At 45.9% G+C, this 12,413-nt stretch carries 12 protein-coding genes; 4 read left to right on the top strand and 8 right to left on the bottom strand.

The window, feature by feature from the left end:
• Positions 1-61 precede the first annotated feature (61 nt).
• A complete protein-coding gene (locus ACFQ2O_RS00785) occupies positions 62-544 on the bottom strand; it encodes a gliding motility lipoprotein GldH (RefSeq protein ID WP_377522107.1) in 483 nt (160 codons plus the stop codon).
• Entirely contained in the window at positions 537-1,940 is a 1,404-nt protein-coding gene (gene ricT / locus ACFQ2O_RS00790; protein WP_377522127.1) for a PSP1 domain-containing protein, read from the bottom strand. The genes ACFQ2O_RS00785 and ricT overlap by 8 nt, the downstream gene beginning before the upstream one ends.
• A gap of 376 nt (positions 1,941-2,316) precedes the next feature.
• Here ricT and ACFQ2O_RS00795 point away from each other — a divergent pair, with 376 nt between their 5' ends.
• The 3 genes from ACFQ2O_RS00795 to ACFQ2O_RS00805 all read left to right on the top strand — a co-directional run bounded on the left by ACFQ2O_RS00795 (position 2,317) and on the right by ACFQ2O_RS00805 (position 5,128).
• Positions 2,317-3,735, top strand: coding sequence for a lipopolysaccharide biosynthesis protein (locus ACFQ2O_RS00795; RefSeq protein WP_377522108.1), 1,419 nt, complete (start codon positions 2,317-2,319; stop codon positions 3,733-3,735).
• 80 nt (positions 3,736-3,815) lie between these two features.
• The gene (locus tag ACFQ2O_RS00800) at positions 3,816-4,685 is read left to right on the top strand and encodes a GNAT family N-acetyltransferase (protein ID WP_377522109.1); all 870 of its coding nucleotides are present in this window, start codon (positions 3,816-3,818) and stop codon (positions 4,683-4,685) included.
• A gap of 113 nt (positions 4,686-4,798) precedes the next feature.
• Entirely contained in the window at positions 4,799-5,128 is a 330-nt protein-coding gene (locus ACFQ2O_RS00805) for a DMT family transporter (protein WP_449301384.1), read from the top strand.
• A gap of 1 nt (position 5,129) precedes the next feature.
• Here ACFQ2O_RS00805 and ACFQ2O_RS00810 read toward each other — a convergent pair whose 3' ends face one another.
• From ACFQ2O_RS00810 to rsfS, 5 genes are all read right to left on the bottom strand, one after another.
• On the bottom strand, positions 5,130-5,960 hold the full coding sequence (locus tag ACFQ2O_RS00810) for a hypothetical protein (protein ID WP_377522111.1): 831 nt from the start codon (positions 5,958-5,960) through the stop codon (positions 5,130-5,132).
• Positions 5,950-6,720 (bottom strand): UDP-2,3-diacylglucosamine diphosphatase, encoded by a 771-nt coding sequence (locus tag ACFQ2O_RS00815; RefSeq protein WP_377522112.1) that lies wholly within the window; start codon positions 6,718-6,720, stop codon positions 5,950-5,952. The genes ACFQ2O_RS00810 and ACFQ2O_RS00815 overlap by 11 nt, the downstream gene beginning before the upstream one ends.
• Positions 6,704-7,357 (bottom strand): LutC/YkgG family protein, encoded by a 654-nt coding sequence (locus tag ACFQ2O_RS00820; protein WP_377522114.1) that lies wholly within the window; start codon positions 7,355-7,357, stop codon positions 6,704-6,706. Before ACFQ2O_RS00820 ends, ACFQ2O_RS00815 begins: the two co-directional genes overlap by 17 nt.
• A 10-nt stretch (positions 7,358-7,367) precedes the next feature.
• Complete coding sequence (gene ftsH / locus ACFQ2O_RS00825) at positions 7,368-9,491, bottom strand: ATP-dependent zinc metalloprotease FtsH (RefSeq protein WP_377522116.1); 2,124 nt, start codon at positions 9,489-9,491, stop codon at positions 7,368-7,370.
• Between the two features lie 67 nt (positions 9,492-9,558).
• Positions 9,559-9,933, bottom strand: a complete 375-nt coding sequence (gene rsfS, locus ACFQ2O_RS00830; RefSeq protein ID WP_377522119.1) for a ribosome silencing factor — start codon at positions 9,931-9,933, stop codon at positions 9,559-9,561.
• A 51-nt stretch (positions 9,934-9,984) separates the two neighbouring features.
• Between rsfS and ACFQ2O_RS00835 the strand changes: the two genes are divergently transcribed.
• Positions 9,985-10,734 (top strand): biotin--[acetyl-CoA-carboxylase] ligase, encoded by a 750-nt coding sequence (locus tag ACFQ2O_RS00835; RefSeq protein ID WP_377522120.1) that lies wholly within the window; start codon positions 9,985-9,987, stop codon positions 10,732-10,734.
• A 134-nt stretch (positions 10,735-10,868) separates the two neighbouring features.
• Here the strand turns inward: ACFQ2O_RS00835 and ACFQ2O_RS00840 are convergent, their stop codons facing one another.
• Positions 10,869-12,236 carry a T9SS type A sorting domain-containing protein gene (locus tag ACFQ2O_RS00840; RefSeq protein ID WP_377522121.1) on the bottom strand — a complete coding sequence of 456 codons (1,368 nt, stop codon included), beginning with the start codon at positions 12,234-12,236 and terminating at the stop codon, positions 10,869-10,871.
• Between the last annotated feature and the right edge of the window lie 177 nt (positions 12,237-12,413).

Genomic DNA, 12,413 nt, shown 5'->3' on the forward strand with positions numbered 1-12,413 from the left:
AAAAGCCCCACCTGCTAATTGCTTTCAGGTGGGGCTTTATCAGTACGATGAACTGGTGAGGTTACGGCTGTTTATTGTCTTTTGCGATTCGGACGCCAACTGCCTGTATATAGGGCAATGGATCGCGGCGCATATACTGGGTTAACTGCAACCTATACTTGCCCTGCTTGCTGAACTTAACGTTATCCAGTGCCAGTGCCTGCACGTCGTAAATATCGCTGGAGCCTTTACCCAAGGGCTTCCCTGTTTTTGAATCCATTAGCAGCACCTCATGCAGTTTCGCAGAGAGTTGGGTACTATCAGGGCCCATTAGTTGGTGGCGCAGGTACAGATTATAATAGTCGTATTGCAGGTTATACCGCACATTGAAAAAAACATCGTATCGCTGCGTGGTATCCTCTATCTCAAACTCAAACACAGGAGCATTGTCGATCTGCCAACTACCTTCAGGCAAATCTACGTTTTGCTCATACACCCGTGCCGGGTCGCAACTTACAAGCAGCAACAACAAGGCTGCTGCACACATCACTATACTGTTATGCATCGGTACGTGGTGGTTTATTACCCTGCTCAGGTTTTTTCCCTTTGAACGGTTTACGGGAGCGTCGCTTTTGCTTTTGCTCGCCCGTGCCTTGCGGAGCACCCTCCGGCGCATTTCCATTACCTGCTACCTCTGCTCTTGGCGGTCTTGGTTCACGGTTATCACGGCGCTGTCTCGGCTCACGGTTTTCGCGTGGCTCACGAGGCTCTCTGCTTTCACGGGGTTCTTTGTTCTCCTGCTGAGGTTCTCTGTCGTTTCTGTTTTTGTTACGCGGTGGCCGCTGTCTGCGTGGTCTTTCCTGAGCCGGCTGTTCACCTGCAGCTCGCTCTGGTTTTTCTTTTACAGTAGCAGTCTGCGACATTTCTGCTTTTTCCTGCTGTACCTCATCTACTCCGCCAAGTTTCTTCTTTTTCTTCTTTTTCTTCTTCTTGGCTTTATACTTGTCATCGAGGCGCTCCAGGCTGCCTTCAACCTGCGTAACAAATTCGTTCTGCTTTGGCTCTTCCTCTACTTCCAGCAGCAAGGTCTCCACAGGTACTCCTTTAGCATTTAACTCCTGTATCTCCTGCACCCGCTCAACCGGCACCGGATACCAGTTGTTGTCTCCTTTGTAGCCAAACCACATCATGCGTTTAAAGATGTCGGTCTTCTGAAGTATGGCATCACCTTGCTGTGTCTGTAACGGCCTGTTAACAGTAGGGATGTCTTTTAAGGCATCCATATAGGTTTCAAGCTCATAGTTAAGGCAGCACTTTAGACGGCCACACTGGCCAGACAGTTTGCTGGGGTTGAGCGATAGGTTCTGATAACGCGCTGCTGTGGTAGACACGCTTTTGAAATCAGTGAGCCAGGTAGAGCAGCAAAGTTCTCGTCCGCAAGAGCCAATACCTCCTAAGCGACCTGCTTCGTGGCGCAGGCTGATCTGGCGCATCTCGATACGGATCTTAAACTCCTCAGCCAGCTTCTTTATCAAGTCTCGGAAGTCTACACGGTCGTCGGCTGAGTAGTAAAAGGTGGCCTTAGCGCGGTCTGCCTGATACTCCACATCCGAAAGCTTCATTTTGAGGCGCAGCTGCTGAATAATTTCACGGCTGCGGTACATGGTTGTTCCCTCCTGATCGCGCACCTCGTTAAACTTCTCCATGTCGCGCTCATTGGCAATGCGGTAGATACTGCGAATTTCTTCGTTGTTATCTACCTTCTTCTTCAGCATTTGCAGCCGAACAAGTTCTCCTTTAAGCGACACGAAGCCAATGTGGTGGCCATTCGGCACATCTACTACCACTGCATCGCCGGTAGTGAGGTCAAGCCTGTTTATATTACGGTAAAAGTCTTTACGACCTCCTTTAAACCTTACTTCTATAATATCGAACTCCTCAAACGACATTGGAATCTCCATGTCGCTGAGCCAATCGAATACATTTAATCGATTACAGCCTCCCGTGCTGCAACCGCCGTTGCTTTTGCAGCCACCAACTACCTCTGTGCCATCGGCACTGGCCGTTTTGGTGCCGCATCCGCCACTAGAACACGAACTACATCCCACTTTTTATATCTCCTTATATAGCTAGGCTATTCTTGTTTTCTAAAATAGTTAATTAACAAATATAACAAATTTTTAGGCTTTTGCTTGGGCTGCCTTCAAAACTGCTACTTACGGCAACAACAGGAGCAGCTAATTGGTGCAACCTGCGTCTACAAAAGTGTTTTGTATGCTACCCATGAAAAAACGAAGAGGTTGTAGCAGGCTCAGAAATAAACCATAATTTTAGGAAATGCTACGGAAGTTATTTTCACATGCCGCCATTTATGGGTTGGCCGCCCAACTGCCACGTGTTGCCGGTGTGTTAGCGCTTCCTGTAATTACGCCCTACCTCACCACCGTTGATTATGGTGTGGCTGGGGTCATGTCTGCTTATCTGGCTGCACTTACTCTGATTCACTCGCTGGGGCTGGGTACAGTCGAGATGAATAGTTTTGTGAAATATCCGTTGCGTTATAAATGGATTTGGCGACAAATACATGGCTTCATGCTGCTTTGGTCTATCTTGTACAGTTGTATCATGTTTGCCGTGCTATATGCTGCGGTACCTGATGAGGCCATAGAGAACCGCTCGATGCTTGTGCTGCTGCAGGTGGTGCCTGTAGCTTTTCTAGCTCCTACTACTGGCTATGGCGGTATTACTTTTCTGCTGCGGCAACAACCTATGGCTATTGCCTGGCGCTCTTTTCTGGTGGGCGTGGTGATGGTGGCGCTAAACGTGTATTTCATTGCTGAACTGCGGTTGGGTTATATGGGGTGGTTTTATGCAAGTTTCTGTAGTGAGGTGCTGCACTTCTTTCTATACTTTAAGAAAGTATATTTTCAGGAGAAAATATGGCCGATTTTTAATTTTAAATGGCACCGGATACGGCACTCCCTTAAGGTTGGATTGCCTTTGGTGCCGCACAACTTCTCGTCTTTTTTACTGGATGCATCTGATAAACTTGTGCTGGATGCTTTGAAAATACCTATTGCACGCATTGGTTTTTACAGCCTTGCTTCCAGCTTTGGGTTATACTTTTCTGCTGCAACCAATGCCCTGGAGCAGGCCGCAAGCCCATTCTACTACAAATATTATGGTAATGCTGCCGATAAAACAGCTTTGTTGGCTGCCCGGAAAATGACTATTATCATGCAAGGGCTATTTTTGGCAGTAACTTTTATAGCCGCCCTTTGGATGAGAGAAGTCTTTCAACTGCTTATAAAAAATGAGGAGCTACAGCAGGCTTACCCACTAGCTATCATCATTTTGATGGGCTATAACTATAGGCCTATGTATTGGGCCGTTGTGAACAGACTGGCGTATGAAGAGAAAACTAAAGTGCTTTGGAAAATATCGCTTGTGGCTGGCTTAGGTAACGTGCTCCTTAACCTGCTGCTGATTCCGTTATATGGAGTAGAAGCAGCTGCTTTCACAACCTTTGCGGCACTTATGTACATGGGGTACAGCGGCTTCTTATTGAAAGAATATAAGCATTTGCCCCGCGTGCCACATTACCCCTTGCTTTGGCTGTTGGTGACTATAGGTTTTATGTTTTTAGTGTACTATCTATCAGAAGCAGCTGTTTCTGTAAAGGCTATACTGAGTTTTATTTTAGCAGTAATTGCTCTTGTTCTGATTACGTTTAAAATAAGGTTCAGAAGCCGCTGAAAAGTAGAAGATGTTAATTTTTAGTTACTTACTTCAAGCAGGTATAGTGTTAGCATAGAGAATCTATTTAAGACAAACAGATGCCAGAATTCCGTTTCACCTTTCTAAGCCCGCAGGAAATGCCCTTGGTGCGCAGTACTTTTCTGGAGGCGTTTGCAGATTATGCAGTGCCGATACAGCTGAGTGCGGAGCAGTTTCAGGCCAAAATAAAACGTGAGGGTATAGAGCCTAGTTTTTGTGTAGCCGCTTATGTAGGCGATGAAATGGCGGGTTTTATATTGACTGGGCTGGGAGAGTGGTTAGGGAAGCCAACTGCCTATAATGCTGGTACTGGTGTTAAACCTGCCTTTCGTGGGCACAGGTTAACTCAGCAGCTGTATGCTTTCTTGCTTCCTAAGCTTCGTGAAAGTGGTATAGAGCAATGTTTATTGGAGGTGTTACAGGATAATAGACCAGCACTCGTATCTTATCAAAGTATAGGTTTGCAGATTACCCGCTCCCTTTTCTGCTATCGGGCTCCAAAAAAAGAGATACTGTTACAGCCTGCTCCTCCTGGTAACATCACCATAGTACCTGTTAAACGTCCTGACTGGAAGATATACCAATGTTTCAGGGATGTAGCGCCAACATGGCAAAACAATGCTACTGCTGTTAAACGTAGTGCAGAAGATTGCATGATACTAGAGGCTGTTGACCAAGAGCAGGAGCGGATAGGGTTTATAGCTTTTTTTCCTAAAAACGGTGCTGTAGCGCAGTTGGCAGTAGATAAAATCTGGCGAGACAAGGGCGTTGGCACCGCGCTGCTGCGTGAGGCAATACGACAGACGCATGCTCCGGCCCTAATGTTCATCAATGTAGATGTGGCTGCTCAAGATCTGATTTCTTTCCTGGAACGGCGTTATTTTAAGCTTGTGCTGAAGCAGTATGAAATGCTGATGGAGATAGTATGAGCAATTTAATGCCTCTTCATCGGCTTATAGTCTAATAAGTACTCAGCGGATTATTTACTAAACCTACCTGCCATAATACGTACCTTTGTGCATCAACTAAAAGAAACTGAAGAATGAATATAGCGTGGGTATACTTGATATTGGCGGGTATTTGTGAAATTGGATGGGCCTTTGGCCTGAAGTATAGCGAAGGCTTTACGAAGCTCGGCGTAAGTATAATAACGGTTATCGTTATGATCCTTAGCTTCGTGCTGCTCTCGCAGGCGATGAAAACGTTGCCTTTAGGTACAGCCTATGGAATCTGGACAGGCATAGGAGCTGCTGGCACTGCTTTGCTTGGTATGATTTTTCTGAATGAGCCTCGTGACGTTATCCGTATTGTTTGCCTATTGCTTATTATAACTGGTGTCATCGGGTTGAAAGTATTCTCCGGGGCTAAATAAGTTACTTCGTAAAGTAAATATCCATTGAATTACGTGAGAAAAGATATAGCTGATGGTCTTCTCCTACAAGAGCGCTTATATATTCTTTATCGGCAGATAGCTCCAGTACTCTAGTCGCCTGGGAGTATAAATCCTGGAAGTATAGCTTGTTCTCTTTCACAAAGTATAATTCATTCCCTCGAAAACCCATGTAGTGCAGGCCAGTGTGTGGCAGCTTGGTTTTGTAGTTGCCCAGGTTATCGAACACAAAAATGCCGCTGTTGTAATCAAGAAGGTACACCAGGTTCTGATATTCCCGTAGCTGCCGGGCATCAAACTGCTCCTGGTTCAGCAACAGGTTAAGTGGTGTTTCTACAGCGATTTCGCGCATGCTTGGGTTAAGTTTGCTTAGAGTAGCATTTGTCTCGTCAAACAGCCAATAACCTTGGTCATTTGCCGGAGCCACCAACTTAGCCGTGTTGTAATAGTCCAGGTTTAAGAGATCAGTGGTGCTGATAGGGCGCAGAAAGCGGTCGAGCAGTACCAATTGCTGGCTTCCCTCATAAAACAGCACTATCTTCATGGGGTTCCAGGCATGTATGCTGTTAAAGCGGCCACGTGCCGGAGGCGAAAACGTATCTATTGGTCGGCCCAAAGCATCGAGGCGGAGCACGTTCATGTTTTTATCCAACAGGTATACATTGCCGGCCCGGTCTAGTGAGATAGCAGTGGCAGAACCTGTGGGTATACTATGGCTATAGTGTAGCAGGGGCACTTGGATGGTATCCTGCGCCAAGGCGGGTGCGGTTATAAGCAGCAGCCAAAGTATAAACGTATACGTGTTAGCCTTCAAAAGTCTTCAGTTCGAGGTTATTGCCATCATACACTGCATAGGTACAAAAATTGACCCACTCTCCCAGGTTCATGTAAAGGCTTTTATCTCCAATGGGCATTTCAAGCGGCAGGTGGCGGTGACCGAAGATATAATAGTCGTGGTGTTGCTGCTGTTCTACTTCAGTACAATACTGCGCTAGCCACTCGCGCTCTCCAAAAAAATCCTCATCCTTTTTTACATTGCTGATGCGGCTCCTTCTAGACCACATATTGGCAATACCAATACCTAAATTTGGATGAACACGAGCAAACAGCCACTGGCACACTTTATTATCAAATACCTTTTTCAGCATTTTATAAGTATGGTCGCCGGGGCCAAGGCCATCGCCATGGCCAATATAAAAGGTTTTACTTCCTATACTTGTAGAAATAGGCTGCCTGATTATAGGGATGTTCAATTCCGATGGAAAGTAGTCAAACATCCACATATCATGATTTCCCGTGAAAAAGTATACGGGAATGCCTGCATCCGTTATTTCAGCAAGTTTTCCTAAAAGCCTCACGTGTCCTTTGGGAATAGCATGCTTATACTCAAACCAGAAGTCAAAGATGTCGCCAACCAGTAGTATGGCTGCCGCGTCTTTTTCTGCCTGCTCCAGCCAACGTACAATCTTTCGTTCGCGGTTTCGGCTGGTTTCGGCATCTGGTACACCTAAGTGAAAATCGGAAGCGAAGTATACTTTTTTGCCTGGCGCAAGTTCGTTAATGCGGAAGGTCATCGATAAGGAATAATACGAGCTGTTTAGGGCCGTGAGCACCCATTACCAAGGTCTTCTCGATGTCTGCTGTGCGACTTGGGCCACTTACTAGCGAAACCATCGACGGGAGATTTTCTTTATACTTGTTGCGTACCCGTTGCAGGGCATCTTTTATATCTGGTACCAGTTGGCTTGCATTGGCTACCACCATGTGGGTGCTTGGGTAAATGCTTAAACGGCGGCCACCTGTGTTGGCAGAACTCACCATCACACTACCTGTGCGTGCTACCAAGGCCTCGCATGTTGTTAAGCTTGCTTCTACTCCCTGTATAAAGTTTTCTTCGTCTGTTACAATCTCTATACCTGCCTGCTGTAAGGCACCTTGCAGGTTTGTCTCCCATACACAAAGGTGTTGCAGGTTCTGCTCCTTTTTGTATACATAAAGCTGGTCGAAGAAATCTTCCTGATCATCACAGTAGATAAATACACCCGCGTTTTTGATAAACATTTCCGCGAATACCAGAGACAGATCTTCTACCGGCACTACAGGGTGTAATGGCGAGGTAAAGTCTGGGGTAGGAGGCAGAAAAGGCGCCGACTTAGCCAGCGCCTCTCTTACTCTTCTTAATACTATTTCTTTTGATTTTGCTTCGTACATGCCTGCTCTATCAAGCTGTTCTCGAATTTAAGTTATCTTGTTCTGCTGGTGAGCTGCCGTTACCTGTCAGTGGTGTACCTGGCACGCCTCCCTGCTCTTGCTCAGGGTGCTTTGTCTGGCCTAATTCCACTGGGTGCTGCTGCTCTACTTCGCTTTTGGTTTTGCTGCGATCTGTACCGGCTGTATGTGCCTGGTAAGCTGTTAAGGCCTCAAACGGGCGAGGGCCAACTAATCGCTCCAAGTCGTTCTGGAACAGAATCTCCTTTTGAAGAAGCTCCTGCGATACAATCTCCAGTTCATGGCTCTTCTCACGCAGCAATGTTTTAGTACGCTCGTAAGCTGCACTAATGATGCTTCTTACTTCTTCATCTATCGTTTGTGCCGTTGCTTCTGAATACGGTTTGTTAAACTGCATATCAGATTGCTTAGAATCGTAGAAAGATACATTGCCGATCTTTTCGTTCATACCATACATGGTTACAATGCTATAAGCCATTTTGGTGATACGTTCTAAGTCGCTCAGCGCACCTGTAGAGATTTTGCCGAACACTAATTCTTCGGCAGCACGGCCACCAAGCGCCATACACATCTCATCGATTAACTGCTCTGTAGTATACAGGAACTGCTCTTTCGGCAAGTACTGTGCATATCCCAGCGCGGCAACACCACGAGGAACTATACTTACTTTTACCAACGGATCTGCATGCTCCAGGAACCATCCAGCGATAGCGTGACCAGCCTCGTGGTAAGCCACGATTTTCTTTTCGCCCGGAGAAATAATCTTGTTCTTCTTCTCCAAACCACCAATTACGCGGTCTACAGCATCATTAAAATCCTGCTGCTCTACTGCTTTTTTGTTACGGCGAGCGGCAATTAGAGCGGCTTCGTTACAAACGTTTGCAATTTCAGCACCGGCAAAGCCTGGGGTTTGAGCTGCGAGTTTCTTTGAGTTTACATCATCTGACAGGGTTAGTGGCTTCAAGTGTACATCAAATATCTCGGTACGGCCGTTAATATCTGGCTTATCTATACTTACCTGGCGGTCGAATCGACCTGGGCGAAGTAGGGCAGAATCCAGTGTATCAGGGCGGTTAGTAGCTGCAAGTATAATAACACCTGAGTCTGTTGCAAAACCATCCATCTCTACCAACAGGGAGTTCAGGGTGTTCTCGCGCTCGTCGTTACCACCTGGCTGTTGGCCACGGCTACGGTGGCGGCCAATAGCATCAATCTCATCTATAAAGATAATACAAGGTGCTTTGGCTTTTGCCTGCTTAAAGAGGTCACGCACACGGGCAGCACCAACGCCTACGAACATCTCCACGAAGTCTGAACCAGACAGCGAGAAGAAAGGAACATCAGCTTCGCCTGCTACTGCTTTTGCCAACAATGTTTTACCTGTTCCCGGAGGGCCTACCAATAAGGCTCCTTTTGGTATCTTACCACCAAGTATGGTGAACTTGCTAGGGTTCTTCAGGAATTCTACAATCTCCTGTACTTCTTCTTTTGCTTCTTCAAGGCCAGCCACATCCTGAAACGTGATCTTTACCTTGTTCTCTGCATCGAAAAGAGCAGCTTTAGACTTGCCAATGTTGAATATCTGACCACCTGTGCCACCAGAGGTTACACGGCGCATCAGGAACCAGAAACCGAACAGTAACAGAATCAGGAAGCCCCACTGCAGGAAGAAATCTGCAAAGCCAGTACGAGACTCAGGTTTTAACGGTACCTGCTCCTCACGGGGTAGCTCTGCCTGCAGCTTGTCCAGGTCTTGTTTAAACGACTCAGCGGTGATTACCTGAAAATGATAATGAGGTCCTTGTTCCATGCTAAGCATGCCACGGTCTCTCAGGTTCTTGTACTTCTCGTTCTGTAAGGCTTCGTCTCTCAGGAAAACCTCAACGGTCTTGCCGTTTACAAGGGTCAGTCGCTTCACGTCGCCGCTCAGCAACATTTCTTCAAACTCCTGCTGGTTAGTTTCTATAGAGGAGTTGCTTTTGTTCAGCCACGTAAGTCCAAATATCAACAAGATCAGCACGGCCAGCATCCACAGCTGCATAGTAGGCCGCGGCGGAGTGTTTGGAATAATCGGCTTTTTCTTCTTGTTGTTGCCTTTATTATTTTTTTCTGTCATTGATATTTTTGTTCAATTGTATGGAAAACACGAACCCGTGCCAAATGTTCAGCACTGATTTGAGTTGTTAGACAGACTCCACGCGCTCTATCTTGGCATCGCCCCAAAGCTCTTCCAATGAATAAAATGCGCGCTTATCTTTCAGAAAAACATGCGCTACCACATCAACATAATCCAGTAGTACCCACTCGTTGTTCATGCGCCCTTCTGTCTGCCAAGGGTTTTGGCCGATGGCTTTATGTACTTCCTCCTCGATAGAAGAAGCGATGGCGTCTAGTTGCGTATCGGAATTTGCTGATGCTATTACGAAGTAATCTGAGACTGCGTTTTTAAGTGATTTGAGGTTCATTACAACGATATCAGTTGCTTTTCTTTCCTGCATGCCTTTCACTACAAGCTCTGCCAATATGTCGGAAGTAGCCTCAACCTTGGTTTCTTTCATTTGTGCTCTCTAAATTTGATCTACAAAAGTACTAAATTCTACTCTAAATATATGATGCCTTCTACGCTGTTTCTGGGTCAGCAACTGTACTATCTGCCAGTTTGTGAGTCAACCAACTCAGAGGCCCAACAGCTTCTTATCAAAAATGAAGCCACAGAGGGCTGCACCATCATTACGCATGAACAAACAAACGGACGGGGGCAGCGTGGTAATATCTGGCAGGCTCAGCCTGGCCAGAACATTACTTTATCTGTAATTCTGTCACCCACCTTTTTGGCTGTAAGGCAACAGTTTAACCTTAACATGGCTGTTTCGCTAGCCGTGCTTGATCTGCTTCAAGAGCAGGGGCTGCAACAGGCACAGGTTAAGTGGCCAAACGATTTATACTTTGAAGATAAGAAACTTGGCGGGATTTTGATAGAAAACACTATAAATAGCCATTCTTTACAACACAGTATCGTCGGGATTGGTTTAAATGTGAACCAGCGCTTTTTCTCTTATCCAACGGCAACATCTATGGCAAACGTATGTGGCATGCCGCTGGATTTAGAGAAAGTTACTATGCGGCTGCTGGAGCTGCTTGAAAAAAGGTACTTGCAGTTAAGGAACGGCCATACTGCCCGACTCAAGTATGAATACCTGCAGGCGCTGTACCGTTACCAGGAGGTGCATGCTTTCCGGGTGAATGATAAGGAAGTGCAGGGCCAACTGGTAGGTGTGGGGGAAGATGGTAAATTAGCTGTTGAAATAGCACAGGAGCTGCATTACTTTGCCTTCAAGGAGATAGAATACGTGATCTGATTTTAGAGCATGTATAAATGCAGATTAATCTTTGCAGGTTTCAAGCAAAAAAATCTAAGGTGCTCTTACTGCCAGCAAAAAGGGAAGGGGAACAGAGTGTATCTGTTCCCCTTCCCTTTTTGCTGGCAGTAAACCTATTGCACTATAAGTTTTTGTGTCTGTCTGCCGTTTTCGCCTTGCAGGTTAATGTAGTATAGTCCTTTGGGTATACGAAGGTCGGCAATGGATACTTCCAGCTCCTGTGCTCCTTGCTGTATTTCCTGATGATAGATTTGCCTGCCGTTCACATCCATAATCTGAAGTATAGATTTGCTGCTGTTTTGCATGGCAATCCGCACATAGTTGTTTATAGCCGGATTAGGGTAAACCTGCATTTGGTTATTGGCAACTGATTTTCTTACCTCCACTGCAATTACTTTGCTTTCCTGCGATTGACCATCAAAATCAACCTGCTCTAAGCGGTAGTAGTTAACTCCTGCCTTGGGGCGTGTATCTGTAAAAGTATAAGAGAGGCTGTTGCTGGAGTTGCCTACTCCCTGTACCCGGCCTATGGCAGAAAAACTTTCTCCATCCGCGCTGTGCTGCACCTCAAAGTAATCGTTATCTTTTTCAGAAGCTGTTGACCATTCAAGAGCTATTCCGCTGGCAGTAGCTTTGCCTTTGAAAGCTACTAACTCTACTGGTAAAGTTTTGATGGGACTATCATCGCAGGTTTGTGTGTTGAAGCCTGTATTTAAGATAGTAGAGCCGGAAGCCATTTGCAGCTGAAAGTAGGGCGCCTGCTCATAAGCCTCTGTTGGTATGATGATGGCAAAATTATCTGCTGCACCATCTGCATAGGCTGTGGCGTTACGTGCATAAAACGTAATAAGGTCTGCTTCCTGATCTATGGATACATTATACTTGAAGTTTGCGCTGTAATTATCCTTATTAGCGTTCGCTACACTTATGTTGCCTGCGGCAGTAGGAGTCTCAATGGTTATAGAATTTACGGCTGTTAGCAAGTTGTTCTGTACCTGAAATATAACTTCTGTGGTGCCATTGGCGCGTGGTGTTGCCCCAGTAAAGCGGAAGGCGGCATCTGTCACATCAACCATACAACCGGTAGCGGGGCGGCAACCGTTAGCATCAAAGCTTACCACTAATTGCTCTTTCCCTGCTTTTGCCTCGGCACGAATGGTGCTCATGCTTTCAAAATCATCCAGCGGGATAGTGTAACTGAAGGTGTCATAAACACCATTGCTATAGCCTTTGGCATTTGTAGCCTCATATTTTATAGAGTAGAAGCCGGGGTATCCCTTATTTTTGCCAGTTTCAATCTTATATTCAAACTTTCCGTTGCTAGCGGCTGGTGCAGTAACCTTTGTGCCCGGAGTTAACTCAAAGGAAGCATGGCTAAGTTCAAATTTACATTTGGCAGTAACCTTAAAGGAAAGTGTTGCTTTATTAGCAGCTATCTTTGCTCCCAGGTATTCTATTTTGAGGCAATTATTTTCTTGCATGCAGCCTGCCAGCTGCGAGGTTTTTGCGGCGGCAATCTGCAGCATGCATAAGGTAAACGTCAGAGTAAGTATATATAACTTCATATAGGTGCGTGTGTTGTAGTAATGCAATTTTTTAACAGTGTATTGTTAAACGGGGAGGGTGGCTACTAGTTGCGCTTACTATATAGATTTATT

Origin of the sequence: Pontibacter rugosus, assembly GCF_042678745.1 — a bacterium.
In the GTDB taxonomy this organism is placed as follows: Bacteria; Bacteroidota; Bacteroidia; order Cytophagales; family Hymenobacteraceae; genus Pontibacter; species Pontibacter rugosus.